Source organism: Herbaspirillum sp. Her2 (assembly GCF_057961375.1).
On sequence record NZ_CM176331.1, the window covers coordinates 5,305,336 to 5,329,174 of the forward strand.

At 63.4% G+C, this 23,839-nt stretch carries 26 protein-coding genes; 17 read left to right on the forward strand and 9 right to left on the reverse strand.

Annotated elements, in window-relative coordinates; all coding sequences use genetic code 11:
* The first annotated feature begins 11 nt into the window (after positions 1-11).
* The 5 genes from ctaD (at position 12) to ACWHXP_RS24090 (ending at position 3,599) form a co-directional block, all read left to right on the forward strand.
* Positions 12-1,631: a cytochrome c oxidase subunit I gene (gene ctaD, locus ACWHXP_RS24070; RefSeq protein WP_034332709.1), complete on the forward strand. Its 1,620-nt coding sequence runs from the start codon at positions 12-14 to the stop codon at positions 1,629-1,631.
* Positions 1,632-1,680: 49 nt separating this feature from the next.
* Complete coding sequence (locus ACWHXP_RS24075; protein WP_209532642.1) at positions 1,681-1,791, forward strand: cytochrome oxidase small assembly protein; 111 nt, start codon at positions 1,681-1,683, stop codon at positions 1,789-1,791.
* Entirely contained in the window at positions 1,788-2,360 is a 573-nt protein-coding gene (locus tag ACWHXP_RS24080) for a cytochrome c oxidase assembly protein (RefSeq protein WP_039783803.1), read from the forward strand. Before ACWHXP_RS24075 ends, ACWHXP_RS24080 begins: the two co-directional genes overlap by 4 nt.
* 73 nt (positions 2,361-2,433) lie before the next feature.
* The gene (locus ACWHXP_RS24085; protein ID WP_166675599.1) at positions 2,434-2,610 is read left to right on the forward strand and encodes a DUF2970 domain-containing protein; all 177 of its coding nucleotides are present in this window, start codon (positions 2,434-2,436) and stop codon (positions 2,608-2,610) included.
* A gap of 128 nt (positions 2,611-2,738) precedes the next feature.
* A complete protein-coding gene (locus ACWHXP_RS24090) occupies positions 2,739-3,599 on the forward strand; it encodes a cytochrome c oxidase subunit 3 (protein ID WP_489634871.1) in 861 nt (286 codons plus the stop codon).
* A 72-nt stretch (positions 3,600-3,671) separates the two neighbouring features.
* On the opposite strand, the gene ACWHXP_RS24095 is transcribed toward ACWHXP_RS24090, so the two are convergent.
* Positions 3,672-3,872 carry a twin transmembrane helix small protein gene (locus ACWHXP_RS24095; RefSeq protein WP_006461519.1) on the reverse strand — a complete coding sequence of 67 codons (201 nt, stop codon included), beginning with the start codon at positions 3,870-3,872 and terminating at the stop codon, positions 3,672-3,674.
* A gap of 108 nt (positions 3,873-3,980) precedes the next feature.
* Here ACWHXP_RS24095 and ACWHXP_RS24100 point away from each other — a divergent pair, with 108 nt between their 5' ends.
* The 5 genes from ACWHXP_RS24100 to ACWHXP_RS24120 are packed head-to-tail and all read left to right on the forward strand — an operon-like array spanning position 3,981 to position 7,990.
* Positions 3,981-4,697 (forward strand): SURF1 family protein, encoded by a 717-nt coding sequence (locus tag ACWHXP_RS24100; protein WP_489634870.1) that lies wholly within the window; start codon positions 3,981-3,983, stop codon positions 4,695-4,697.
* The gene (locus tag ACWHXP_RS24105) at positions 4,684-5,316 is read left to right on the forward strand and encodes an SCO family protein (RefSeq protein ID WP_489623887.1); all 633 of its coding nucleotides are present in this window, start codon (positions 4,684-4,686) and stop codon (positions 5,314-5,316) included. The genes ACWHXP_RS24100 and ACWHXP_RS24105 overlap by 14 nt, the downstream gene beginning before the upstream one ends.
* 44 nt (positions 5,317-5,360) lie before the next feature.
* Positions 5,361-6,497, forward strand: coding sequence for a COX15/CtaA family protein (locus ACWHXP_RS24110; protein WP_134223500.1), 1,137 nt, complete (start codon positions 5,361-5,363; stop codon positions 6,495-6,497).
* A complete protein-coding gene (gene cyoE / locus ACWHXP_RS24115; protein ID WP_489634869.1) occupies positions 6,494-7,387 on the forward strand; it encodes a heme o synthase in 894 nt (297 codons plus the stop codon). Before ACWHXP_RS24110 ends, cyoE begins: the two co-directional genes overlap by 4 nt.
* A gap of 12 nt (positions 7,388-7,399) precedes the next feature.
* A complete protein-coding gene (locus ACWHXP_RS24120) occupies positions 7,400-7,990 on the forward strand; it encodes an SCO family protein (protein WP_034332698.1) in 591 nt (196 codons plus the stop codon).
* Between the two features lie 88 nt (positions 7,991-8,078).
* On the opposite strand, the gene rpoH is transcribed toward ACWHXP_RS24120, so the two are convergent.
* From rpoH to ftsY, 4 genes are all read right to left on the reverse strand, one after another.
* A complete protein-coding gene (rpoH, locus tag ACWHXP_RS24125) occupies positions 8,079-8,978 on the reverse strand; it encodes an RNA polymerase sigma factor RpoH (protein ID WP_121040486.1) in 900 nt (299 codons plus the stop codon).
* A gap of 560 nt (positions 8,979-9,538) precedes the next feature.
* On the reverse strand, positions 9,539-10,462 hold the full coding sequence (ftsX, locus tag ACWHXP_RS24130) for a permease-like cell division protein FtsX (protein WP_034330663.1): 924 nt from the start codon (positions 10,460-10,462) through the stop codon (positions 9,539-9,541).
* Entirely contained in the window at positions 10,459-11,151 is a 693-nt protein-coding gene (locus ACWHXP_RS24135) for a cell division ATP-binding protein FtsE (RefSeq protein WP_121040482.1), read from the reverse strand. Before ACWHXP_RS24135 ends, ftsX begins: the two co-directional genes overlap by 4 nt.
* 4 nt (positions 11,152-11,155) lie before the next feature.
* Positions 11,156-12,376, reverse strand: coding sequence for a signal recognition particle-docking protein FtsY (gene ftsY / locus ACWHXP_RS24140; RefSeq protein WP_134136932.1), 1,221 nt, complete (start codon positions 12,374-12,376; stop codon positions 11,156-11,158).
* A 169-nt stretch (positions 12,377-12,545) separates the two neighbouring features.
* On the opposite strand from ftsY, the gene ACWHXP_RS24145 reads away from it, so the two are divergent.
* The 7 genes from ACWHXP_RS24145 (at position 12,546) to ACWHXP_RS24175 (ending at position 18,785) form a co-directional block, all read left to right on the forward strand.
* Positions 12,546-13,925 (forward strand): M16 family metallopeptidase, encoded by a 1,380-nt coding sequence (locus ACWHXP_RS24145; RefSeq protein WP_121040478.1) that lies wholly within the window; start codon positions 12,546-12,548, stop codon positions 13,923-13,925.
* A 136-nt stretch (positions 13,926-14,061) separates the two neighbouring features.
* Positions 14,062-14,721: a nucleotide-binding protein gene (locus ACWHXP_RS24150; RefSeq protein ID WP_489634868.1), complete on the forward strand. Its 660-nt coding sequence runs from the start codon at positions 14,062-14,064 to the stop codon at positions 14,719-14,721.
* A gap of 37 nt (positions 14,722-14,758) precedes the next feature.
* The gene (locus ACWHXP_RS24155) at positions 14,759-16,081 is read left to right on the forward strand and encodes a M16 family metallopeptidase (protein WP_134136930.1); all 1,323 of its coding nucleotides are present in this window, start codon (positions 14,759-14,761) and stop codon (positions 16,079-16,081) included.
* 80 nt (positions 16,082-16,161) lie between these two features.
* Positions 16,162-16,833 (forward strand): 16S rRNA (guanine(966)-N(2))-methyltransferase RsmD, encoded by a 672-nt coding sequence (gene rsmD / locus ACWHXP_RS24160; protein WP_489634867.1) that lies wholly within the window; start codon positions 16,162-16,164, stop codon positions 16,831-16,833.
* A 36-nt stretch (positions 16,834-16,869) separates the two neighbouring features.
* On the forward strand, positions 16,870-17,352 hold the full coding sequence (coaD, locus tag ACWHXP_RS24165) for a pantetheine-phosphate adenylyltransferase (RefSeq protein WP_006461533.1): 483 nt from the start codon (positions 16,870-16,872) through the stop codon (positions 17,350-17,352).
* Positions 17,353-17,435: 83 nt separating this feature from the next.
* Positions 17,436-17,696: a YfhL family 4Fe-4S dicluster ferredoxin gene (locus ACWHXP_RS24170; RefSeq protein WP_034330680.1), complete on the forward strand. Its 261-nt coding sequence runs from the start codon at positions 17,436-17,438 to the stop codon at positions 17,694-17,696.
* A gap of 201 nt (positions 17,697-17,897) precedes the next feature.
* Positions 17,898-18,785, forward strand: a complete 888-nt coding sequence (locus ACWHXP_RS24175) for a DMT family transporter (protein WP_489634866.1) — start codon at positions 17,898-17,900, stop codon at positions 18,783-18,785.
* 8 nt (positions 18,786-18,793) lie between these two features.
* Here the strand turns inward: ACWHXP_RS24175 and ACWHXP_RS24180 are convergent, their stop codons facing one another.
* The 4 genes from ACWHXP_RS24180 to paaK all read right to left on the reverse strand — a co-directional run bounded on the left by ACWHXP_RS24180 (position 18,794) and on the right by paaK (position 23,815).
* The gene (locus ACWHXP_RS24180) at positions 18,794-19,912 is read right to left on the reverse strand and encodes a DUF484 family protein (protein ID WP_489634865.1); all 1,119 of its coding nucleotides are present in this window, start codon (positions 19,910-19,912) and stop codon (positions 18,794-18,796) included.
* Between the two features lie 221 nt (positions 19,913-20,133).
* Positions 20,134-21,033, reverse strand: coding sequence for a class I SAM-dependent methyltransferase (locus ACWHXP_RS24185; protein ID WP_489634864.1), 900 nt, complete (start codon positions 21,031-21,033; stop codon positions 20,134-20,136).
* Positions 21,034-21,231: 198 nt separating this feature from the next.
* On the reverse strand, positions 21,232-22,434 hold the full coding sequence (gene pcaF / locus ACWHXP_RS24190; protein WP_204727021.1) for a 3-oxoadipyl-CoA thiolase: 1,203 nt from the start codon (positions 22,432-22,434) through the stop codon (positions 21,232-21,234).
* 40 nt (positions 22,435-22,474) lie between these two features.
* The gene (gene paaK, locus ACWHXP_RS24195) at positions 22,475-23,815 is read right to left on the reverse strand and encodes a phenylacetate--CoA ligase PaaK (protein ID WP_489634863.1); all 1,341 of its coding nucleotides are present in this window, start codon (positions 23,813-23,815) and stop codon (positions 22,475-22,477) included.
* Positions 23,816-23,839 lie beyond the last annotated feature (24 nt).

Here is a 23,839-nt window from a genome sequence, read left to right on the forward strand (position 1 = left end):
GAGAACCGGACATGACTACCACCGCCGATCACGCCCCCGATCATTCCCACGATCACGGGCATGGGCACGCTCACGATGACCACGCGCACGACCATCCGCACGGCTGGCGGCGCTGGCTCTTTGCCACCAACCACAAGGACATCGGTACGCTCTACCTGTGGTTCTCGTTCACCATGCTGCTCTCGGGCGGCGTGCTGGCGCTGTTGATCCGGGCCGAGCTGTTCCAGCCGGGCCTGCAGTTCTTCCGTCCTGAATTCTTCAACCAGTTGACCACCATGCACGGCCTGGTGATGGTGTTCGGTGCGATCATGCCGGCCTTCGTGGGCTTCGCCAACTGGATGATCCCGCTGCAGATCGGGGCGTCCGACATGGCCTTTGCGCGCATGAACAACTTCTCGTTCTGGCTGCTGCCGCCGGCCGCGCTCCTGCTGGCCGGTTCCTTCCTGGTGCCGGGCGGCGCCACCGCGGCCGGCTGGACGCTGTACGCACCGCTGTCGACCCAGATGGGCCCCGGCATGGACATGGGCATCTTCGCCATGCACATCATGGGTGCCTCTTCCATCATGGGTTCGATCAACATCATCGTCACCATCCTCAACATGCGCGCGCCCGGCATGACGCTGATGAAGATGCCCATGTTCTGCTGGACCTGGCTCATCACCGCCTACCTGCTCATCGCCGTGATGCCGGTGCTGGCCGGTGCCATCACCATGACGCTGACCGACCGTCACTTCGGTACCTCCTTCTTCAACGCCGCCGGCGGTGGTGACCCGGTGATGTACCAGCACATCTTCTGGTTCTTCGGCCACCCCGAGGTCTACATCATGATCCTGCCGGCCTTCGGCATCGTCTCGCAGATCATCCCGGCCTTCGCGCGCAAGCCGCTGTTCGGCTATGCCTCGATGGTGTATGCGACGGCCTCGATTGCGATCCTGTCCTTCATCGTCTGGGCGCACCACATGTTCACCACCGGCATGCCGGTGACGGCGCAGCTGTTCTTCATGTACGCCACCATGCTGATCGCCGTGCCCACCGGCGTGAAGATCTTCAACTGGATCGCCACCATGTGGCGCGGCTCCATGACCTTCGAGACGCCGATGCTGTTCTCGGTGGGCTTCATCTTCGTCTTCACCATGGGCGGCTTCACCGGCCTGATCCTGGCGGTGACGCCGATCGACATCCAGATGCAGGATACCTACTACGTGGTGGCGCACTTCCACTACGTGCTGGTGGCCGGATCGCTGTTCGCGCTCTTCGCCGGCTACTACTACTGGGGCCCGAAGTGGACCGGCTTCATGTACAACGAATGGCGCGGCAAGTTCCACTTCTGGGCCTCGCTGATCACCTTCAACATCACCTTCTTCCCGATGCACTTCCTCGGGCTGGCGGGCATGCCGCGCCGCTATGCGGATTACCCGGCGCAGTTCACCGACTTCAACATGATCGCCTCCATCGGCGCCTTCGGTTTCGGGCTGTCGCAGGTGTACTTCCTGTTCTTCGTGGTGATTCCCTCGATCAAGGGTGGCAAGAAAGCCGAAGCCAAGCCCTGGGAAGGTGCAGAGGGCCTGGAATGGACCGTGCCCAGCCCGGCGCCTTTCCACACCTTCGAAGAACCACCGGTGGTGAAGTAATCGCCTGTGGATAACACAAGTCATCGCCCCTAATGCAAAGGCAACCCTCATGACCGAACGCAAGAAACCCAACAACCTGCGCACCGGCCTGCTGCTGGGGCTGGTGGCGCTGGCCTTCTTCGTCGGCATCTTCATCAACCGCATCTGGTTTGCCAAATGAGCAGAGATGACGATCAGGTGGAAGAGACGACATCACGCGGCCTGAACCGCGTGATGTTCAGGAAGCTGCTGGTGGTGGCGGTGCTGATGTTCGGCTTTGGCTATGCGCTCATCCCGGTCTATCGCAAGATCTGCGAAGTGACCGGCGTGAACTTCCTCACGCCCAAGGATGTGACGGTGGAAGCGCCGGCCAATACGCAGATCGACAAGACGCGCACCATCACCGTGGAGTTCGATGGCAATGCACAGGGACCGTGGCGCTTCCGCCCGACGGTGGCCAGCATGCAGGTGCACCCCGGCGAGATGACGCAGGTCACCTACGAAGTGGTCAACACCCAGCCGCGCAATGTGGATGCACAGGCCATCCCGAGCTATGCACCGCTGCAGTCGGCGGCCTTCTTCAAGAAGGTGGAGTGCTTCTGTTTCACGCAGCAGACATTGGGACCAAACCAGGCCAAGCAGATGCCGGTGGTGTTCTATATCGACCCCAAGCTGCCCAAGGAAGTGACCACGATCACGCTGTCCTATACCTTCTTCGAGATCAACGGCAAGGCCAAGACGGCGGGCTGACCAGCCCCGAGGAGCGGGTGTGAACGATGAGCTGAAACAGGCGGCCCGGCGCAAGGCCTCCTTCGGCGCGACGATGAAGGCGGTGTTCTGGTCCTTCTTCGGCGTGCGCAAGCGCAAGGATTACGAGTCGGATGCAGCACGGCTGAATCCGGTGCACGTCATCATCGCCGGCATTCTCGGTGCGGTGATCTTCGTGACCGTGCTGGTGAGCATCGTCAAGCTGGTGGTACGCAGCGCGGCAGGTGGATGAGACTGACCGAAAAAGAGCATTAAGGAAACGTAAACCCTGTATCGCAAGAGCATTCAACGCAGCTTAATGCCCATGTTTGCTGCTCTTGCCCAGGCCAGGACAATCGGATTTCGTACCGGGAGAAGAACATGAGTTCTCAACAAGCCAAGGCACCCCATTATTTCGTTCCAGGCCCGTCGCGCTGGCCGATGATGGCGGGCATTTCCATGCTCATCACCATGATCGGGGCCTCGGCCTGGGTCAATGGCGTCTCGTGGGCGCCCTACGTCAATATCCTCGGCATCCTGATGGTGCTGGTGGTGCTGTACTACTGGTTCGGGGATGCGATCCGCGAATCGGAGTCGGGCCTCTACAGCGAGCGCATCGATCTTTCCTATCGCTGGAGCATGAGCTGGTTCATCTTCTCGGAGGTGATGTTCTTCGCGGCCTTCTTCGGTGCGCTGTTCTATGCGCGCAGCATCACCATGCCGTGGCTGGCCGATCTGGACCACAAGGTGATCTGGCCCGACTTCACCGGGCAGTGGGGCAATATCGGCCCGGCCGGTACGGTGGAGAATTTCACCACCATGGGTCCGTTCCCGATCCCGACCATCAACACCTTGCTGCTGCTGACCTCGGGCGTGACGCTGACCATCTCGCATCATGCCATCCGCGCCGGCCATCGTGCGCAGACGGCCGTCTGGCTGTTCCTGACCATTCTGCTGGGCGCGGTCTTCATGGGCTTCCAGGCTTATGAATACATCCACGCCTACAGCGAGCTCAACCTCAAGCTCACCTCCGGCATCTACGGCTCGACCTTCTTCATGCTGACCGGCTTCCATGGCTTCCACGTGACCATGGGTGCGATCATGCTGTCGGTGGTGCTGTATCGGGTGCTGCGCGGGCATTTCACACCCACCAACCACTTCGCCTTCGAGGGCGCGGCCTGGTACTGGCACTTCGTGGACGTGGTGTGGCTGGGCCTGTATGTGGTGGTGTACTGGCTGTAAGGCGGGCACCGCCTGCGCAATGAAAAAGCCGCACTTCGGTGCGGCTTTTTCATGCGACCCGTGAGGATGACATCAGCGGATGCCGGTCGGCTGTATCCAGCCCAGTTTGTAGCTCAGGAGGATGAAGAGGAACAGCGCTACCGAGAAGCCGACCCGCAGCGTCAGCGCCTGGACCGTACGATTGCTCTTGCCCTTGTCGCGCATCAGGAAGATCAATGCCGAGGCCAGGCTGGCCAGGATCAGGATGAAGGCGATGGCGACGATGATTTTCATGAGGATGGAACCCTGTCTCCGAAGGCGTGCATGCGGTATGCTGCGACGCTGATATGCAAGATTTTTTCTTGTCCTGTGTGCGCTTCATTGTAAGGCCAAACTTCATCGATGCCGACCCGATTCGTTTTTCGCCTCATCCCGTTTTGCGCCACGCTGGTCGTGGCTGCCGCCGGCATTGCGCTGGGCCAGTGGCAGACGCATCGCGCCGAGGAAAAGCTGGGCTTGCAGCAGCGCATGCAGGCGCGGGGCAGCGAGGCTCCTCTGAGTGCGCTGCCGGTTGATGCGAGCGATGCGGAGTTTCGACAGATCCGCCTGCGCGGCCACTATCTTCCGCAGTGGACGCTGTATCTGGAGAACCGCCCCTACAACGGCGTAGTCGGTTTCCATGTCCTCACGCTGTTCCAGCCCGAGGGCAGTGGACCGGCCGTGGTCGTGGCACGTGGCTGGGCTCCGCGCGATGCGTCCGATCGCACGCGTGTGCCGCAGGTGCCGCCGCCATCAGGAGTCACCGAGGTGGAAGGCATCCTGCGCCGCGATGCCGGGCATGTGCTGCAACTGGGGACGGCCGATGCGCCGCGTCCGCAAGCCATCCTGCAGAATCTCGATGTGCCGGCACTGGCCAAGGCCAGCGGGGTGCCGCTCGCACCGCTGGTGATCGAGCAGGGCGGGGCGGCGGGCGATACCTTGGTGCGCGACTGGCCCGCTCCTTCATTGGGCATCGATCGTCATCGCGGCTATGCCGTGCAGTGGTATGCACTGGCGGGCATGGCTCTTCTTTTTTTCATCGTGACAGGATTCAAACGTGGTCGTCATGACAAAGCCTGAAGCTCCACAATCCGCGCAAGCCGCATCCATCGACGAGGCGCGCCGCCGCCGCATCGGCCGCTGGAAGATGCTGGCGGTGGTGGCCGTGTGTGCCGCACCGCTCATCGCTTCCTACCTCACCTATTACGTGATCAAGCCGCAGAGCCGCAACAACTATGGTGCGCTGATCGATCCGCGCCAGTATCCGATTCCGGATCTGGGCAGCAGTGCCATCGATGGCGGTCCGGCCAAGCTGCAGGATTACAAGGGCAAGTGGGTGATGCTGCAGGTCGATCGCGGCGACTGCGGCGAACCCTGCCAGAAGAAACTGCTGACCATGCGCCAGCTGCGGCTGATGCAAGGCAAGGAAATGGAGCGCATCGAGCGCGTATGGCTGGTGACGGATCGCGCGCCGATTGCGACCATGCTCCTGCGCGAATTCGACGGAACCGATATCCTTCGGGTTGACGCTGGCAAATTGCAGTCCTGGTTGCCGGCCGATGCCGGCACCTCGGCCGAAGACCACATCTACCTGATCGACCCGCTGGGCAACCTGATGATGCGCTTCCCCAAGGACCCCGATCCCGGCAAGATGAAGAAGGACATTTCCAAATTGCTGCGCGCTTCCTCCATCGGCTGATGCGGATGGATCCCCTGCGCGCAGTGACGCACGTTTGACTCAAGATGAATGCAACGACGCTGATACAACTGGGCCTGACCGGGCTCGTGGTGGCCCTGATTCCGCTGGCGCTGGTGTGGCGCGCACAGGGCGTGGCCAACAAATACCGCAAGCTGGTGTGGGTGACGCTGTTCTTTACCTTCGACCTGATCATGTTCGGGGCCTTCACGCGCCTGACCGATTCGGGCCTCGGCTGTCCCGACTGGCCGGGCTGCTACAGCCATGCCAATCCGCTGCTGGCGCATGAGCACATCAATGCCGCGCAGGAGGCCATGCCGTTTGGTCCGGTGACCTGGGCCAAGGCCTGGATCGAAATGATCCACCGCTATTTCGCCATGGCCGTGGGCTTCCTCATCATCGTGCTGATGGTGGCCGCCTGGCGGCGCTGGATCAAGTCGGGCAAGACCGAACTGCAGTTCCGTCCCTGGTTCCCGACGGCACTGCTGGGCTTCGTCTGCCTGCAGGGCGCCTTCGGTGCGTGGACCGTGACCATGAAGCTGCAACCGATCATCGTCACCATCCACCTGCTGCTGGGCCTGACGCTCTTGGCCATGCTGGCCTGGCTGGGGGCGCGGCAGGAGCAGCATGTGCCGGTCTCGCCCGCAGGCCGCGCGCTGATCGCGCCGGCCACCATCGGCGCGGCCTTGCTGGGCTTGCAGATCGCGCTGGGCGGCTGGGTCAGCACCAATTACGCGGCGCTGGCCTGTTCCGATTTCCCGCTGTGCAATGGCCAGCTGGTGCCGGAGATGGACTTCGAACATGGCTTCACCCTCTGGCGGCATCTTGGCATGACCTCCTCGGGCGACTACCTGCCGGTGGAAGCGCTGACCGCGATCCACTGGGTGCATCGCAGTTTTGCCTTTGTCGTCATCTTGTATGTTGTATGGCTGGCACACCGCGCACTGCGTGATGAAGGCTTGCGCAAGACCGCCCGCTGGATGCTGACGGTGCTGGGTTTGCAGCTCTGTACTGGTCTGGCGACCATCTATCTGAACTGGCCGCTGGCCATTGCGGTGATCCACAACGGCGGCGCGGCGCTGCTGGTCATCCTGATGGTCATGTTAAACTACAAGGTCCGTTACGCACCCTCCGGCCTGGCCGCCGCTGCTCCACCAGCATCCGCCCGGCCCGTCACGCCATGACCACATTGACCGCCCAACCCAACCGCATCGCCCAGTACTGGGCACTGACCAAGCCGCGCGTGACGCAGCTGGCAGTGTTCTGTGCCGTGATCGGCATGTTCCTTTCCACGCCTGACCTGCCGGACTGGCGCAAGGTCATCTTCGGCACGCTGGGCATCTGGCTGCTTGCCGGCGCGGCCTTCGCCATCAATTGCCTGGTCGAGCGCGAGATCGATTCGCGCATGGCCCGCACCGCCCGCCGTCCGATGGCGCGCGGCGAAATCACGGTGGGACAGACGCTGGTGTTCTCGGGCGTGCTGGGTGGCCTGGGCATGTGGGTGCTGTACAACCTGGTCAATCCGCTGACCATGTGGCTGACCTTCGCCACCTTCGTCGGCTACGCCATCATCTACACCATCATCCTGAAACCGGCGACCTCGCAGAACATCGTCATCGGCGGCCTGGCCGGCGCCATGCCGCCCGCGCTGGGCTGGGCGGCCATGGCCAATGACGTGCCGATGCAGGCCTGGGTGCTGGTGATGATCATCTTCATCTGGACCCCGCCGCACTTCTGGGCGCTGGCCATGTACCGCCGCGACGATTACGCCAAGTCCGGCCTGCCGATGCTGCCCATCACGCATGGCATGGATGTCACCAAGCTGCACATCCTGATGTACACCATTGCACTGCTGGCGGTGAGCATGCTGCCCTTCGCCATCGGCATGAGCGGCCTGATCTACCTGGGTACCGCCATCGTGCTGGGTGCGATCTTCTTCTGGTATTCGTGGCAGATCTATCGCCACTACACCGACCTGATCGCGCGCAAGGCCTTTGCTTATTCGATCGTCTACCTGTCCATCCTGTTTGCGGTGCTGCTGGTGGACCATTATTTCCTGTTCCGCAGTTTCTGATTCCTTGAACGCATGAAACGATTCCTCTCGGCGCTGCTGCTGGCTGGCTGCGCAACGCTGCTGGCGGCCTGCGGGCCGTCCAAGCCTGAACTGAAGTTCAACAATACCGATGTCACCGGGCTGGATTACGCAAAGGACTTCGCCCTGACCGACCACACCGGCAAGCCGCGCACTCTGGCCGATTTCAAGGGCAAGGTGGTGGTGATGTTCTTCGGCTATACGCAATGCCCGGACGTGTGCCCGACCACCATGGTCGAGATGTCCAACGTCATGAAGGAACTGGGACCGGACGCCGACCGCGTGCAGGTGCTCTTCGTGACCGTCGATCCGGAGCGGGATACCCAGGAAGTGCTGGCGCAATACGTGCCGGCCTTCGACAAGCGTTTCCTTGGCTTGCGCGGCGATCTGCAGCAGACCGAGAAGGTGGCCAAGGAATTCAAGGTGTTCTACCAGAAGGTGCCGGGCAAGCAGCCGGGCAGCTATACGATGGATCACACGGCGGGCAGCTACGTATTCGATCCGCAGGGACACATCCGCCTGTTCGTCAAGCACGGACAAGGGCCGCAGACGCTGGCGCATGACATCAAGCTGCTGCTGTCGTGATGGCTTGAAACGATATAAATCGTTTGGATAAAAAGAAAGGCACCCGAGGGTGCCTTTTTCATTGCTGCTGACCTGAATGAAATCCGGATCAGGAATAAGCCTGCAGCGCGGTCTTCATTTTCTTCAGCGCGACTGCTTCGATCTGGCGGATACGCTCGGCCGACACGCCGAACTCGTCAGCCAGTTCATGCAGGGTTGCACCCGAGCCGTCGTCATTGGCCAGCCAGCGGGCTTCGACGATGCGGCGCGAACGGTCATCCAGCTTGGACAGGGCCGCTTCCAGGCCTTCGGATTGCAGGCGGTCGTACTGCTTGGCTTCGATCACGCGGGTCGGTTCCGAATTGTCGGAGGACAGGTAGGCGATGGGGGCGAACTTGTCATCTTCATCATCGGTGGGCGACTCCAGGGCGATGTCGCGACCGGACAGACGGGTTTCCATCTCGATCACTTCTTCGCGCTTGACGTCCAGGGTCTTGGCCAGGGCCTCGACCTGGGCCGGCGTCATCGCGTCCAGGCCTTCCTTGTGGCTGCGCAGGTTGAAGAACAGCTTGCGCTGGGCCTTGGTGGTCGCGACCTTCACGAGACGCCAGTTCTTCAGGATGTACTCGTGGATCTCGGCCTTGATCCAGTGCATGGCATAAGACACCAGACGCACGTTCTGGGCCGGGTCGAAGCGCTTGACGGCCTTCATCAGGCCGATATTGCCTTCCTGGATCAGGTCGGCGTGCGGCAGGCCGTAGCCGAGATAGCCACGGGCAATCGACACCACCAAGCGCAGGTGCGACAGAACCATCTTCTGAGCGGCGCCCAGGTCGTTCTTTTCACGCAGGTCGCGCGCCAGCTTGATCTCTTCTTCGTGGGTCAGCATGGGCAGGCGGTTCACTGCCGAGATATACGCGTCGATATTGCCCAGGCTGCCGGAAAAACCCAGCGCGAGTGCATTGGACTCGGCAGGCATGAGTGCAGTGTGTGCAGACGCAGTTTTCATGGATTCTCCTTGGTTCCTTTGCGGAAACAGTATGAAACGGTAGGAAGCGGATGCTTCGGTTGCCGGGGGCAATGTTGCCAACTTCCCCGGCGCGGCCAACGTGGCCAGACGCTGTTTGGTGCTGTGCTCCGATAAAACTGGAGCAATTCAATAAGGTATTCTAGCACTCGTCACCCAAGAGTGCTAATTGCATGATGGTGCGGTGTTGATAGCCAAGAACTATTGCTGCTCAGCTAATCATTGCATTACTTCCTCTTCATATTAGTCGCCTTTGGGCGACAAAAGTTGCGATTGGGGTCAAAAGGGGGCCAGAAACTTGTAACACTTTTTTGCAGCGCGCCAAGTGAGGGGCAAGGCGCAGGAAATGGCCATCCTGCATTGGGAAGCTTCGGTGCTGGGGGGGTGGTAAACCGGTCAAATGAACTTGGCTTCAAGTAGAAGACGATCTGACGCCGCTCTTATTGTATGGGCAGCAGGATCAGGTGAATGTTCCTGTCAAAAAAGGAAAGCCCGCATGAGCGGGCTTTCTGGCTTGGCGAACCGGATGGCTGAGCTGGCGCTCAAGCCTTCCTGGCCAACTGCCTGCGCACCGAGAGCATCGCCCCGAACAAGCCCAACAAGCCGCTGATGGCCAGCAGCAGGCCGATGGCCATGGGGCTGGGCAGGGCCAGCTGGAATTCCGACGCATACAGGTGAGCAAAGTCCAGGATGGCTTCATTGAGCGGCTGCTGTGCCGCCACCACCAGCCCCAGCGCCACCGCGCCGGCACACAGGCCCAGCAGCGCGCCGGTGTAATAGAACGGACGATAGATGAAGGAATTGGTCGCCCCGAACAGCCGCGAGACCTCGATTTCGTCGCGCTGCGTCATGACCTGCAGGCGAATCGTGTTGAAAACGACCGCCACCACCACCGCCCCCAGCGTGATCCCCAGGAACAGCAGCACCAGCCGCAGGATGCGCAGCAGCGCCGCCAGGCGCTTGACCCATTCGGAATCGATCTGCACCGTATCCACGCCCGGCTGCTTCTTGAGCTGCTGGGCGATGTCATCCACCCGGCTGGCATTCATGGCGTTCTCGAAGCCGGGCAGGCGCACCACGTAGCTGTCCGGCAGCGGATTGCTGCCCAGCGTGGCGAGCACGTCGGCCAGGCCGGTCTTGCTCTTCATCGCATCGAAGGCTTTTTCGCGCGGGATGAACTCGACCTTGCCATTGGTGTTGCTGTCCTTCAACACCTGGCTGATGGTCTTGCCCACGGCCTGCGCGGCCTCGCGGCTGGCATCGGGTTTCATGAAGATGCTGATCTCCGGTTCCACCGACATCTGCTCCGAGATCGGGCGCACGTTTTCCAGCGCCGAGAGGCCGGCAAAGGGCAGCGCCAGCGCAATCGAGACCACCAGCACGTTCAACAGGAAATTGCCCGGCGAGCGCAGCAGGTGGCGCAGGGCGTCCGCAATGGCGGCGAAATGCTGTCGGAGCCAGTTCATGGCGACACCTCCACGGGATTGGCCACGCCGTTGTGCCAGCCATCGACAATGCGGCCACGGTCCAGGTAGATGATGCGGTCGGCACCGGTGAGGAAATTTTCGTCGTGGGTCGAGATCAGGCAGGTCACGCCCACGCCGTGGAAGGATTTCAGGGCCGCCAGCACCTTGTTGGCATTGGCCCGGTCCAGATTGGCCGTCGGCTCGTCAGCCAGAATGATCTGCGGACGGTTGACGATGGCGCGTGCAATGGCCACGCGCTGTTGCTCACCGCCGGACAGTTCCAGCGGCTCGCACATGGCCTTCTCCAGCAGGTCGACCTTGTCGAGCGCGGCGCGGGCGCGCTTTTCCGCATCCGGGCGGGAAGAGCCGGTCACGATCAGCGGCAGCATCACGTTGGCCAGCAGATTGCGGTCCAGCAACAGCTTCTGCTGCTGGAAGATCAGCCCCAGGTTGCGCCGCAGGTAGGGCAGGCCGGAAGGTTTCAAGCCCGCGATGTCGGTGCCGCTGACGGTGAGCTTGCCCGAAGTGGGCCGCTCGATGGCCGCGATCATCTTCAGCAGCGTGGACTTGCCGGCACCGGAAGGGCCGGCCAAAAAGATCAATTCGCCCTTCTTCACCGACAACGTAATGTCGCGCAGGGCATAGACCTCGCGCGCGTATTGCTTGGAAACCCGGGTAAATTCAATCATCGGTTCAACTCAGGAGGGCATCGACGAATTCGGTGGCATTGAACGGCTGCAGGTCTTCGATCTTCTCGCCCACGCCGATGAAGTACAGCGGCACCGGGCGGGTCTTGGCGATGGCGGCCAGGATGCCGCCCTTGGCGGTGCCATCCAGCTTGGTCACCACCAGGCCGGTCAGCCCCAGCGCATCATCGAAGGCCTTGACCTGGGCCAGCGCATTCTGGCCGGTGTTGCCGTCGATGACCAGCAGCACTTCATGCGGTGCCGAGTTCATCGCCTTGGCAATGACCCGCTTGATCTTCTTGAGTTCATCCATCAGGTGCAATTGCGTCGGCAGGCGGCCGGCGGTATCGACCATCACCACATGGGTGCCTCGGGCTTGCGCCGAATGCACCGAGTCATACGCCACGGCGGCCGGATCACCGGATTCCTGCGCGATCACCTGGACGTTGTTGCGCTCGCCCCAGACCGCCAACTGCTCGCGGGCCGCAGCGCGGAAGGTGTCGCCGGCGGCCAGCAGCACCGACTGGCCGTGCGCCTGCAGATGCAGGGCCAGCTTGCCGATGGTGGTGGTCTTGCCGGCACCGTTGACGCCGGCAATCATCATCACCAGCGGCTTGTCGCGGCCCAGCACCAGCGGGCGCTGCAGCGGCTGCAGCAGGTCGATCAGCAGGGTGCGCAGGGCGGTGCGCACCTGGGCGGCTTCGGTCAGGCGCTCGTTTTTGACTTTTTTCTTCAGTTCGGCCAGCAGCCACTGGGTGGCTTCCACGCCGGCGTCCGATACCAGCAGGGCCGATTCCAGTTCCTCGTACAAGTCTTCATCGATGCGCGCACCCACGAACAGCGTGGTCAGGTTGCTCGAGGTCTTGGACAGCCCGGCCTTCAGGCGCGACAGCCACGAGCGCTTGACCTCTGGGGCCGGTTCCGGCGCGGCGACGATCTCGACTTCTTCGGCGGCCTCTTCGACGGCGGCCACCGGCTCCGGGGGGGCGGCCGGGGCAGTCAAGGGTTGGGGCACAGGCTCCGGGTCAGCGATCGGCGTCGGGGCTGGGGGTGCTACCGGTGCAGGCGCGGCAACTGGTGGCTGAACCGCAGCGGGAGCGGCAGGAGCAGGAGCAACGGATTCAGTCGGGGGCGGAACCACCGGGGCCGGCTGGGCTGCCGGTTCGGCCTGGGGCGGCAGCGCGGGTTGCGCTTCCGGTTTGGGTTTTCTTTTGAAAAAACTGAACATCGGATGGCGGATAGGCTGGATGGTAGCTGCGGCCGGGGCGGGGGAGGGCGGGACGGCAGGCGCGTGGCTGCCCTGACAACCGCAGTGGACAGGTTACAATTGCCCTTCCACAAGACCCGCGCATGGCCGCCAGGGTCAATGAATACTGCATTTTATCAGAGCACAGCCCATGAAATCGAAGATCAGAGCCCTCCTGGCCACCGCCCTGCTGAGCCTCCTGGCCGCTACGGCGGCGCAGGTGCGGGCCGAGCCGGCGCGCGAATTCGTGCTGGCCAACGGCATGAAAGTGGTCGTCAAGGAAGACCGGCGCGCCCCCACGGCGGTGCAGATGGTCTGGTACAAGGTCGGCAGCATCGATGAACTCAACGGCACCACCGGGGTATCGCATGCGCTGGAACACATGATGTTCAAGGGCACCAAGAACCACAAGGTCGGCGAATTCAGCCGCCTGGTGGCCGAGCTGGGCGGGCAGGAAAACGCCTTCACCGCCAATGACTTCACCGCCTACTTCCAGCAGATCGAAAAGAGCCATCTGGAAAAGGTGATGGCGCTCGAAGCCGACCGCATGGCCAACCTGCAATTCGACGCCAAGGAATTCGCCAAGGAAATCCGCGTCATCATGGAAGAACGCCGCTGGCGCACCGATGACCAGCCCATGGGCCTGCTGAATGAAGCCCTGAACGCCGCCGCCTGGACCGCCCACCCCTATCACCACCCCGTGGTCGGCTGGATGGACGACCTGCAGCACATGACGGTGCAGGACATCGCCGGCTGGTATCGCCAGTGGTACGCCCCCAACAACGCCACCCTGGTGGTGGCCGGGGACGTCGACGCCCAGCGCGTGCTGGCCCTGGCCAAAAAATATTTCGGCAAGATCCCGTCCCACCCCGTGCCCCAGGGCAAGCCGCAGAACGAGCCCGAGCAACTGGGCTTGCGCCGCGTCACCGTCAAGGCACCGGCTGAAAATCCTTATGTCGTGATGGCCTGGAAGGTGCCCGCCCTGCGCAATGTGGAAGCCGACCAGGAAGCCTACGCCCTCGACGTGCTCTCCGCCGTGCTGGATGGCTATGACAATGCCCGCCTGACAGCCAACCTGATCCGCACCGCCAGCCAGGCCACTGCAGTCGGTGCCAGCTACAGCGGTGTAGCACGCGGCCCGGTGCTGTTCACGCTGGAAGGCAGCCCGGCCAACGGCGTTTCCACCGAACAGCTGGAAGGCCTGCTGCGCGCCGAAGTGCAGCGCATCGCCAGCGAAGGCGTCTCCGAGCAGGAACTGCAGCGCGTCAAGACGCAACTGATCGCCTCGCAGGTCTACAAGCGCGATTCCGTTTTCGGCCAGGCCATGGAGATCGGCATGATGGAAACCACCGGCCTGGGCCAGAAGAACATCGACCGCATCATCGACCGCCTCAAAAGCGTGACCGCCGCCCAGGTGCAGGCGGTGGCCCAGAAATACTTCAAGGACGATACGCTCACGGTCGCCACGCTGGTCCCGCTGCCGCTGAACGGCAAGAAGCCCGCCGCGCCGCCGCCCGGCCTGTTGCATTGAGGATTGACGTTTTTTGCACCATTAAGCCGGGATGAATGCTGTATCGAACGGCATTAACGCAGGCTTAATGGGATGCCCAAGTCGCTGAGTTCTTCCTTTCCTGATCGATCGGCTTCTGTTCTTTACGGAGAAAACCATGCCCGTCATCGTCGTCGCCAACCCCAAAGGAGGCGTAGGCAAGACCACCCTGGCCACCAACCTGGCCGGTTATTTCGCAAGTCTTGGCCATGCCGTCATGCTGGGCGACATCGACCGCCAGCAGTCTTCGCGCGCCTGGCTGTCGATCCGTCCGGAACAGGCGCGCCCCATCAGCACCTGGGACATCAACGAGGACTACGTCGCCAAGCCCCCCAAGGGCAGCACCCACGTGGTGCTGGACACGCCCGCCGGGCTGCATGGCTGGCGTCTCAACGATACCCTCAAGCTGGCCGACAAGATCCTGGTGCCGCTGCAGCCCTCGATTTTCGACATCCTGGCCACCCAGGATTTCCTGCGCCGCCTGGCCAATGAAAAGGCGGTGCGCGATGGCCAGATCGATGTCGGCATCGTCGGCATGCGGGTCGATGCCCGCACCCGCTCGGCCGAGCAGCTGCAGCGCTTCATCGAGGGCCTGAAGCTGCCGGTGCTGGGCCATCTGCGCGATACCCAGAACTACGTGCAACTGGCTGCACACGGTCTGACCCTGTGGGATATCGCGCCCTCGCGCGTGCAGCGCGATCTCGACCAGTGGCAGCCCATCCTGCAGTGGCTGGGCGGACAGCCCGCCGCTACACCTGAACCTGAACAGAACGCCTGACATCACGCTTGCCCCGTCGCTTTCGATTTCCGTTTCCATGAAAAAAATTCTTCCTCTCCTGCTGCTCCCGCTGGCCTTCCTCTGCAGCGCTCCCGCTTCGGCGGCCCTGGCCATCCAGTCCTGGACCCAGCCCGATGGCGCGCGCGTGCTGTTCGTGGCCAATCACTCCATTCCCATGCTGGATGTGAGCGTGCAGTTCGATGCCGGCCAGCGCCGTGATCCCGCCGCGAAGGCCGGCCTGGCCGAGCTGACCGTGGCCAGCCTCACGCGCGGCGTGGAGGCCGCCAACGGCGCGCCGGCACTCACCGAAGCCCAGATCCTCGACGGCTTTGCCGATGTCGCCGCCCAGCAGCATGGCGGTGCCGGGCAGGACCGTGCCGGCGTGAGCCTGCGCAGCCTGTCCTCGCCCGCCGAGCGCGATGCCGCGCTGGGTTTGCTGGGCCGCATGCTGGCCCATCCGGCCTTCCCGCAGGCGGGCCTGGAGCGTGACCGTGCGCTGGCCATCGCCAATCTGAAGGAAGAACTGACCAAGCCCGAAACCATCGCCGAGAAGGCCTTCATGGAAGCCGCCTACGGCAGCCATCCCTATGCCGTCGATGCCAGCGAAGCCAGTCTGCAGGCCATCACCCGTGAGGACCTGCTGGCCTTCCATCGCGCCCACTACGTGGCCAACCGCGCCGTGATTGCCCTGATCGGCGACATCACCGAAGCGCAGGCGCGCAGCATCGCCAGCGCCCTCACGCGTGAACTGCCGCAGGGCAGCGCCTTGCCGGCCCTGCCGCAAGTGGCTGCGCCCAAGGGCGTGGAGCGCCGCATCGCCCATCCGGCTTCGCAATCGCACATCCTCATCGGTGCCCCGGCCATCCAGCGCGGCGACAATGATTTCTTCGCACTCACGGTGGGCAACTACGTGCTGGGCGGCGGCGGTTTCGTCTCGCGCCTGACCGATGAAGTGCGCGAGAAGCGCGGTCTCAGCTACAGCGTCTACAGTTATTTCTCGCCGCTGGCGCAGCCGGGTCCGTTCCAGATCGGCCTGCAGACCAAGAAGGAGCAGACCGCCGAAGCGCTGCGCGTGACCCGCGCCACGCTGGACAAATTCCTGCAGGAAGGCCCGACCGCCGCCGAACTGAAGGCCGCCAAGGACAACCTCGCCGGTGGCTTCGCCCTGCGCATCGACAGCAATGCCAAGCTGCTGGAGAACCTCTCGGTGATCGGCTTCTATGGCCTGCCGCTGGATTACCTGGACCACTGGATCGAACGCATCCGCGCGGTGAGCGTGCAGGATGTGCGCGCGGCCTTCCGCAAGCATGTGCATCCGGAAGAATTGTCCACCGTCATCGTTGGTGAAGCTGCCGAGTAAATCATTTAGTTCATTTCGTTCGAGAATCACGGGATCCTCCGATCCCGTCGACGGCCCCGCCGTCAGCAGCAAGGAAAGTCATGCGCAAGAGCAGTCTCCCCTCCCATGGCGCGCCCTCCAAGGGCGGCAAGCCATCCCGGCCCGTCAACCGTGGCCCGCACCAGGTGCGCATCATCGGCGGCCAGTGGAAGCGCACGCCGCTGCCGGTGCTGGACGCCGAAGGCCTGCGTCCCACGCCCGACCGCGTGCGCGAGACCGTCTTCAACTGGATCACCCATCTCATCGATGGCGCCTGGGAGCAAGTGGCCTGCCTGGATCTCTTCGCCGGCTCCGGCGCCCTCGGTTTCGAAGCCGCCAGCCGTGGCGCGCGCCGCGTGGTGATGGTGGAAAACAGCAGCCCGGCCGTGCGCCAGCTGGAAGCCAACCGCGACAAGCTCAAGGCCGACAAGCTGGCCATCGTCCGTGGCGACGCCCTGGCCGCCGTGCAGAGCGCGGCCCAGCGCGAGCCCGCGGGCTACGGCCTGGTCTTCATCGATCCGCCGTATCACCAGGGCTGGCTGGAAAAAGTGTTGCCAGCCTGCATGCCTTTGCTCACGCCCTCCGGACTGGTTTATGCCGAAGCCGAATATCCGCTCGACGGCGAGCAGGCCCCCGAATGGATGCAGGACTGGGAAGTGGTCCGCGCCGACAAGGCCGGCATGGTCTTCTATCATTTATTGCAACGCAAAAGCGGCACCCAAATTGAGGCATAATGCGCCTTCTGATTCAATAGCCGGAGAGGAGACACCATGGTCACAGCTGTATATCCGGGGACATTCGATCCGTTGACGCGCGGTCATGAGGACCTGGTCCGCCGCGCTTCCGGATTGTTCGACAAGCTGGTCGTGGGCGTAGCCGACAGCAAGAACAAGAAGCCCTTCTTTTCGCTCGAAGAGCGCCTGTCGATTGCCAACGAAGTGCTGGGGCATTATCCCAATGTGCAGGTGGAGAGCTTCTCGGGCCTCTTGAAGGATTTCGTGCGCCAGAACAATGCGCGCGTCATCGTGCGCGGCCTGCGCGCGGTCTCGGACTTCGAATACGAATTCCAGATGGCCGGCATGAACCGCTACCTGCTGCCGGACGTGGAAACGCTGTTCCTGACCCCGTCCGACCAGTACCAGTTCATCTCCGGCACCATCGTGCGCGAGATTGCGCAGCTGGGCGGCGATGTGTCCAAGTTCGTGTTCCCCTCGGTAGAGAAGTGGCTCAAGGAAAAGATCGCCAAGCAATGATGCCGGCGATGGTCAGGATTCAAGCCAGGCAACAGGCAAGCAAAAGGTAGTGCAATGATGTTTCAAGCAAGCGAGGTGCGGCAATGGCACTGATGATTACCGACGATTGCATCAACTGCGACGTCTGCGAACCGGAATGCCCCAACGAGGCCATCTACATGGGGCCGCAGATCTATGAGATCGATCCGGACAAATGTACCGAATGCGTGGGCCATTTCGAGGAGCCGCAGTGCCAGCAGGTCTGCCCGGTGGCCTGCATCCCGTTCAATCCGGCCTGGCGCGAAAGCCGCGAGCAGTTGATGGACAAGTACGAACGCCTGCAGGCCGAGGCCAAGCGCAGCTGATGTTCCGGCTGCGGTCGTGCTGCAATTGAATGCCGTTCAGTGCTGCACTGAACGGCATTTTGATTTTGTTAATGCTCCTTGTGTGGAGCATTAAGCCTGGATTAATACCCGCTATCAGCGCCGGCCAACCACCGTCTGCCACTGCGCACGTACATTGGCTTGCCTGCCGGATTGACTGACGCGCCTCCTCCTGAACACGACATGCACTCCCTTCCCAAATCCGCCGTCGCCGCCTTGCTGCTCAACACCTTCATCTGGGGCCTGTCCTGGACCGGCACGCGCGCGCTGGAAGGCATGGGCTTGCATCCGGTCTGGGCCACGGCCGCCATCTTCAGCGGCTGTGCGCTCTTGCTGCTGACCCTGCGCCATCGCGAACTGCCGCTGCTGTGGCGCCATCCGGCCCTGCTGGGCGTGGGGCTGGCCACGGGGCTGACCAATGCCTCCTTCAACATGGCGGTGGCCTATGGCGACGTGGTGCGGGTGATCCTGCTGTTCTACCTGATGCCGGTGTGGACCGTGATCCTGGCGCGCCTGGTGCTGCACGAAGCCATCACCCCGCGTTCGCTGGCACGCGTGGCCCTGGGATTGGGCGGCGCCTTCATCGTGCTGTACCAGCCGCGCCTGGGCCTGCCGCTGCCGCAGAGCCTGCCGGACTGGATGGCGGTGGCCTCGGGCCTGCTCTTTGCAGTGACCAACGTGCTCCTGCGTCGTCTGCACGGTTTCTCCGATGGCACGCGGGCGGTGGCGATGCTGGTGGGGAGCGGCGTCTTTGCCAGCCTGCTGGGCGTGGTGCTGTCGGCGGCCGGGGTGGTGGCCTGGCCGCTGCCCCTGCCGATGGCGGCTGCGCCGGTGGTGGCGCTGTGGGCGGTGCTGTTCCTGGTGTCGAACCTGAGCCTGCAATATGGCGTGGCGCGGCTGCCGGCCAACATCGCGGCCGTCATCATGCTGGCCGAAATCCTGGTGGCGACTTTCTCTGCCTGGATGCTGGGCGCGGCCGAGCTGCGGCCGCAGGATCTGATCGGCGGCGTACTCATCATCGCCGCCCCGTGGATCGTGCGCGATCGCCGTGTGGCGGTGCAGCCGGCCTGATCAGCCGCTCATTCGGCCGGTGCCAGCATGACCCGGTTGCGCCCGGCTTCCTTGGCCTGGTAGAGCGCCTGGTCGGCGGCCTTGAGCATGGCCTGCTTGACCTCGGCGGCGGGACGGCTGCGGTCGGGCGGTGACAGCGAGGCCGCGCCGATGGAGGCGCTGATGCGCAGCGGATCGCGCGAGCCTTCGATCATCACGCCACGGCTGCAGATGCCGGCGCGGATACGCTCGGCGATGCGTGCGGCGTCGTCCCGCGTGGCGTGCGTGAGCAGCACCACGAATTCTTCCCCGCCGAAGCGCCCCAGCGCATCCGACAGGCGCAGTTCCTTCTTGATGCGCGCGGCCACTTCACGCAGCACATCGTCGCCGCTCTGGTGGCCGAACTGGTCGTTGACGCGCTTGAAATGGTCGATGTCGATGAACAGGCAAGACAGCGCCGAGCGGTCACGCTGGCTGCGTGCCACTTCTTCCTGCATGCGCTGCTCGATGTAGCGGCGGTTGTTCACGCCGGTCAGCGGATCGGTGAGGCCGATGTGCTTGAGGCGCTCGTTGTTGATGACGTTTTCCAGGCAGATGGCCGCCACGGTCGCCAGGCGCTGGATGAAGTCGGTGGCCAGGCTGCGGGTGAAGCGCTCGGCATAGGCGCTGCCCAGCGACAGGTAGCCCAGCAGCCGGTGCTGGCGCACCAGCGGCAGCACCGCCACGCTCACCGGCTGGTAATGCGGGAACAGCGCGCCGTGCAGCGCCGGCACGTACTGGCCCAGGCGCGGTTTTTCATCGTCCAGCGGATCATCCTCGTCGATGAAGTGCAGCGGGGCCTTCAGGAACAGCAGCTTGGGGAATTCGTTCACGCCGATCTGCAGGTCGCGCAGGATGCGCTGGATCGCGTAGTCGCCATCGATCAGGGACAGCGTCACCGTCTCCAGGCTGAACACGCCGGGCATCACGGTCAGGATGACGTCAATCAGTTCGCGGAATTCGCTGGCGCCGATCAGTTTCAGGTCGAAGGCCTGATGGCGTTCGATGATGGACTGGTTGATGTGCGCCTGCTGCAGCAGCTCCTGCAGCTCGCTCCTCAGTTGCTCGTTGTCGGCAATCAGCGATTCCATATCGATGGTGGCTTTCATGTGCTCATCTGCATTTTCCGGCGTCCGGCCGGCCCCTTGCCCAATCCGGTTGCCCGGTCTCCCTGCGGCCGCGATGTCGCGCGTGCGGCCTGACTGCCTGTATTGCGATTGCCGTGATCCAATCCGACGTTATCGGCAGGGACGGCGGCAAATGAAGCCCGTCCCGCTGTCATTCCTGTGCAGCAAGAAGCGTTCCCGTCCGCTTGCCTGCTGGCGCCGGCTCAGGCGGCCAGGGGCGCGAAGAAGCGCTCGCCCATCTCTTCCAGCCCCAGCGTGCGCAGCACTTCCTGCAGGCGCTCGGCCGGACGGCGGCGCGGCAGGTCGCGGTATTGCGCAATGATCAACTCGTTCTTCATCGAATGTTCCCAGCCCACCAGCTCGGTCACGCTGACCTTGTAGCCATGCGCTTCCAGCTGCAGGCAACGCAGCACGTTGGTGACCTGGCTGCCGAATTCGCGCGTATGCAGCGGATGGCGCCAGATCTCGGTGAGCGAATTGGCGAGCGACTTGCCCTTGTTGCGGTTGAGCACCGAGGCCACTTCGGCCTGGCAGCACGGCACCAGCACGATGAAGCGGGCCTGTTTGGCCAGCGCGAAATGGATGGCGTCATCGGTGGCGGTGTCGCAGGCGTGCAGGGCGGTAACGACATCGATCTGTTCCGGCAGGCTGGGCGAGGTGATGGAATCGGCCACCGACAGGTTCAGGAAGGACATGCCGCCAAAGCCCAGGCGTGCGGCCAGTTCTTCGGACTTGCGCACCAGCTCTTCGCGCGTTTCGATGCCGTAGATGCGCGGTGCCCCTTGCAGGCTTTTGAAGAACAGGTCGTAGAGGATGAAGCCGAGATAGGATTTGCCCGCGCCATGGTCGACCAGGCTCACGTCGGGATGATCGTCCAGCACTTCCTGCAGCAGCGGTTCGATGAACTGGTAGAGGTGGTAGACCTGTTTCAGTTTGCGGCGGCTGTCCTGGTTCAGCTTGCCGTCGCGCGTGAGGATGTGGAGTTCCTTGAGCAGTTCGATGGACTGGCCGGGGCGGATCTCATGCGCCTGCGGGGCGCTCTCGGCAGTGGGTTTGGCCCGGTTCGGCTGGCGGCCGGGGGCGCTGTTGGCTTGCTTGCTCATGATGCTGCACTGGCGAAGGGCCGGCGCGCAGGCCGGCGGGGTGGATTCGGGGGCAGGGCGGCGAGCTCCGGAGCTCGGCAAAGGCCTGCCGTGGCCGGGCATTTTACCCGATCCCGATGTCAGCTTCGTGAAGTGCTGCTGCCGTGCGCGGCATGTTGCAAGCGAGCAAACATGCGCGCACGGGCCAGTCTCGTGGGCTCACACCCGTTCGATCACCAGCGCGATGCCCTGGCCCACGCCGATGCACATGGTGCACAGCGCATAGCGGCCGCCGGCGCGCTCCAGCTGGTTGAGGGCGGTGGTCACCAGCCGCGCGCCGGAAGCCCCCAGCGGATGGCCGATGGCAATCGCACCGCCATTCGGATTGACGTGTGCGGCATCGTCGGGCAAGCCCAGATCGCGCGTCACCGCCAGTCCCTGTGCGGCAAAGGCTTCGTTGAGTTCGATCACATCCATCTGCGCCAGCGTCAGCCCGACTTGCGCCAATACCTTGCGTGCCGCCGGGGCCGGGCCGAAGCCCATGATGCGCGGCGCGACACCGGCGGTGGCCATGCCCAGCACGCGCGCACGCGGCTTCAGGCGATACAGGTCGGCCGCCTTGGGCGAGGCCAGCAGCAGCGCGCAGGCGCCGTCGTTGACGCCGGAGGCATTGCCGGCCGTGACCGTACCATCGGGACGCACCACGCCCTTGAGTTTGGCCAACGTGGCCAAGGTGGTGTCCGGGCGCGGATGTTCGTCGGTGGTGACGATGAGCGGATCGCCCTTCTTCTGCGGGATGGCCAGCGGTGCGATCTCGCCCGCGAAGAAACCGGCCTCCTGCGCTGCCGCCCAGCGTTGCTGGCTGCGCAGCGCAAAGGCGTCCTGGTCGGCCCGGTTGATGTTGAAATCGGTGGCGACGTTTTCGGCCGTCTCGGGCATCGAGTCGATGCCGTACTGCGCCTTCATCAGCGGATTGACGAAGCGCCAGCCGATGGTGGTATCGAAGATCGCGGCACTGCGCGAGAAGGCCGATTCCGCCTTGCCCATCACGAAGGGCGCGCGCGTCATGCTCTCCACGCCGCCGGCGATCATCAGCTGCACCTCGCCCGACTTGATGGCGCGTGCAGCCATGCCCACTGCATCGAGGCTGGAGCCGCACAGGCGGTTGAGGGTGGTGCCCGGCACCTCGATGGGCAAGCCGGCCAGCAGACCGGCCATGCGGGCCACGTTGCGGTTGTCTTCGCCGGCCTGGTTGGCGCAGCCATAGAGGATGTCGTCGACGCAGCGCCAGTCCACGCCGGGGTTGCGCTCCATCAGGCTGCGAATGGGCGCGGCCGCCAGGTCGTCGGCGCGTACCGCGCCCAATGCACCGCCATAGCGGCCGAAGGGCGTGCGGATGGCGTCACAGATCAATGCTTCCATAAGTTTTTTCTTCCTGGATCAAGGGTTTCAGGGCCGGGCATCAGGCCGGAACGGCCGAGGTGGCGGGGGCTTCCGCCTTCTTGCGATGGTCGATCACGCGTTTGGCCTTGCCCACCGAAGTGCGCTCGATCATGCCGGCCGGCACCACCGTCACCTTGGTCGAAATGCCGACATAGGTCTTGATGCTGCGCTGCAGCTCCTTCTCCAGCGCCTCCACGTGTTCGTTGGAGGCATCTTCGCGCAGCTCGGCGAAGACGCACATGCTGTCCATGTGGCCGTGGCGTTCGATCTGCAGCTGGTATTGCGGGGCCAGTTGCGGCAGCTTCAGGATCAGTTCCTCGATCTGGGTCGGGAACACGTTCACGCCACGGATGATGAGCATGTCGTCCGAACGTCCGGTGATCTTGCCGATGCGGCGCATCGCGCGCGAGGTCGGCGGCAACAGGCGTGTGAGGTCGCGGGTACGGTAGCGGATCATCGGCAGCGCTTCCTTGGTCAGCGAGGTAAAGACCAGTTCGCCTTCAGAGCCATCGGGCAGCACTTCGCCGGTATCCGGGTCGATGATCTCGGGATAGAAGTGGTCTTCCCAGATCACCGGACCATCCTTGCTCTCGATGCATTCGCTGGCCACGCCCGGCCCCATCACTTCGGAGAGGCCGTAGATGTCCACTGCATCGATGCCGGCGCGCTGCTGGATCTCGCGGCGCATGGCATCGGTCCAGGGCTCGGCGCCGAAGATGCCGACCTTCAGCGAGCTGGCCGCCGCATCCAGTCCCTGGCGCTGGAACTCCTCGATCACGTTGAGCATGTAGGAGGGCGTGACCATGATGATGCTGGGTTTGAAATCACGAATGAGCTGCACCTGCTTCTCGGTCTGGCCACCCGACATGGGGATCACGGTGCAGCCCAGTTTTTCGGCACCATAGTGCGCGCCCAGGCCGCCGGTGAAGAGCCCGTAGCCATAGGAAATCTGCACGATGTCGCCACGCCGGCCGCCGGCGGCGCGAATGGAGCGCGCCACCACGGTAGCCCAGGTATCGATGTCGTTCTGCGTATAGCCCACCACGGTCGGCTTGCCGGTGGTGCCGCTGGAAGCGTGCACCCGCACCACCTGTTCGCGCGGTACGGCAAACATGCCGAAGGGATAGTGGTCGCGCAGGTCCTGCTTGGTGGTGAAGGGAAATTTGGACAGATCCGACAGGCTCTTGAGATCGTCCGGATGCACGCCGGCCTGGTCGAAGGCATTGCGGTAGTGCGCCACGTTGTCATAGGCGTGCTGCAAGGACCATTTCAGGCGTTGCAGCTGCAGCGCCTGCAGTTCGTCGCGGCTGGCGGTTTCGATGGGTTCCAGATCGCCGGGTTGTGGAGTGCGGGTGGTCATGGTGGTCTCCTGTCTCTGTTGGTA

Coding starts and splice junctions, on each gene's coding strand:
- ctaD (WP_034332709.1), top strand. CDS start 12: ATGACTACCACCGCCGATCACGCCCCCGATCATTCCCACGATCACGGG.
- ACWHXP_RS24075 (WP_209532642.1), top strand. CDS start 1,681: ATGACCGAACGCAAGAAACCCAACAACCTGCGCACCGGCCTGCTGCTG.
- ACWHXP_RS24080 (WP_039783803.1), top strand. CDS start 1,788: ATGAGCAGAGATGACGATCAGGTGGAAGAGACGACATCACGCGGCCTG.
- ACWHXP_RS24085 (WP_166675599.1), top strand. CDS start 2,434: ATGAAGGCGGTGTTCTGGTCCTTCTTCGGCGTGCGCAAGCGCAAGGAT.
- ACWHXP_RS24090 (WP_489634871.1), top strand. CDS start 2,739: ATGAGTTCTCAACAAGCCAAGGCACCCCATTATTTCGTTCCAGGCCCG.
- ACWHXP_RS24095 (WP_006461519.1), bottom strand. CDS start 3,872: ATGAAAATCATCGTCGCCATCGCCTTCATCCTGATCCTGGCCAGCCTG.
- ACWHXP_RS24100 (WP_489634870.1), top strand. CDS start 3,981: ATGCCGACCCGATTCGTTTTTCGCCTCATCCCGTTTTGCGCCACGCTG.
- ACWHXP_RS24105 (WP_489623887.1), top strand. CDS start 4,684: ATGACAAAGCCTGAAGCTCCACAATCCGCGCAAGCCGCATCCATCGAC.
- ACWHXP_RS24110 (WP_134223500.1), top strand. CDS start 5,361: ATGAATGCAACGACGCTGATACAACTGGGCCTGACCGGGCTCGTGGTG.
- cyoE (WP_489634869.1), top strand. CDS start 6,494: ATGACCACATTGACCGCCCAACCCAACCGCATCGCCCAGTACTGGGCA.
- ACWHXP_RS24120 (WP_034332698.1), top strand. CDS start 7,400: ATGAAACGATTCCTCTCGGCGCTGCTGCTGGCTGGCTGCGCAACGCTG.
- rpoH (WP_121040486.1), bottom strand. CDS start 8,978: ATGAAAACTGCGTCTGCACACACTGCACTCATGCCTGCCGAGTCCAAT.
- ftsX (WP_034330663.1), bottom strand. CDS start 10,462: ATGAACTGGCTCCGACAGCATTTCGCCGCCATTGCGGACGCCCTGCGC.
- ACWHXP_RS24135 (WP_121040482.1), bottom strand. CDS start 11,151: ATGATTGAATTTACCCGGGTTTCCAAGCAATACGCGCGCGAGGTCTAT.
- ftsY (WP_134136932.1), bottom strand. CDS start 12,376: ATGTTCAGTTTTTTCAAAAGAAAACCCAAACCGGAAGCGCAACCCGCG.
- ACWHXP_RS24145 (WP_121040478.1), top strand. CDS start 12,546: ATGAAATCGAAGATCAGAGCCCTCCTGGCCACCGCCCTGCTGAGCCTC.
- ACWHXP_RS24150 (WP_489634868.1), top strand. CDS start 14,062: ATGCCCGTCATCGTCGTCGCCAACCCCAAAGGAGGCGTAGGCAAGACC.
- ACWHXP_RS24155 (WP_134136930.1), top strand. CDS start 14,759: ATGAAAAAAATTCTTCCTCTCCTGCTGCTCCCGCTGGCCTTCCTCTGC.
- rsmD (WP_489634867.1), top strand. CDS start 16,162: ATGCGCAAGAGCAGTCTCCCCTCCCATGGCGCGCCCTCCAAGGGCGGC.
- coaD (WP_006461533.1), top strand. CDS start 16,870: ATGGTCACAGCTGTATATCCGGGGACATTCGATCCGTTGACGCGCGGT.
- ACWHXP_RS24170 (WP_034330680.1), top strand. CDS start 17,436: ATGGCACTGATGATTACCGACGATTGCATCAACTGCGACGTCTGCGAA.
- ACWHXP_RS24175 (WP_489634866.1), top strand. CDS start 17,898: ATGCACTCCCTTCCCAAATCCGCCGTCGCCGCCTTGCTGCTCAACACC.
- ACWHXP_RS24180 (WP_489634865.1), bottom strand. CDS start 19,912: ATGAAAGCCACCATCGATATGGAATCGCTGATTGCCGACAACGAGCAA.
- ACWHXP_RS24185 (WP_489634864.1), bottom strand. CDS start 21,033: ATGAGCAAGCAAGCCAACAGCGCCCCCGGCCGCCAGCCGAACCGGGCC.
- pcaF (WP_204727021.1), bottom strand. CDS start 22,434: ATGGAAGCATTGATCTGTGACGCCATCCGCACGCCCTTCGGCCGCTAT.
- paaK (WP_489634863.1), bottom strand. CDS start 23,815: ATGACCACCCGCACTCCACAACCCGGCGATCTGGAACCCATCGAAACC.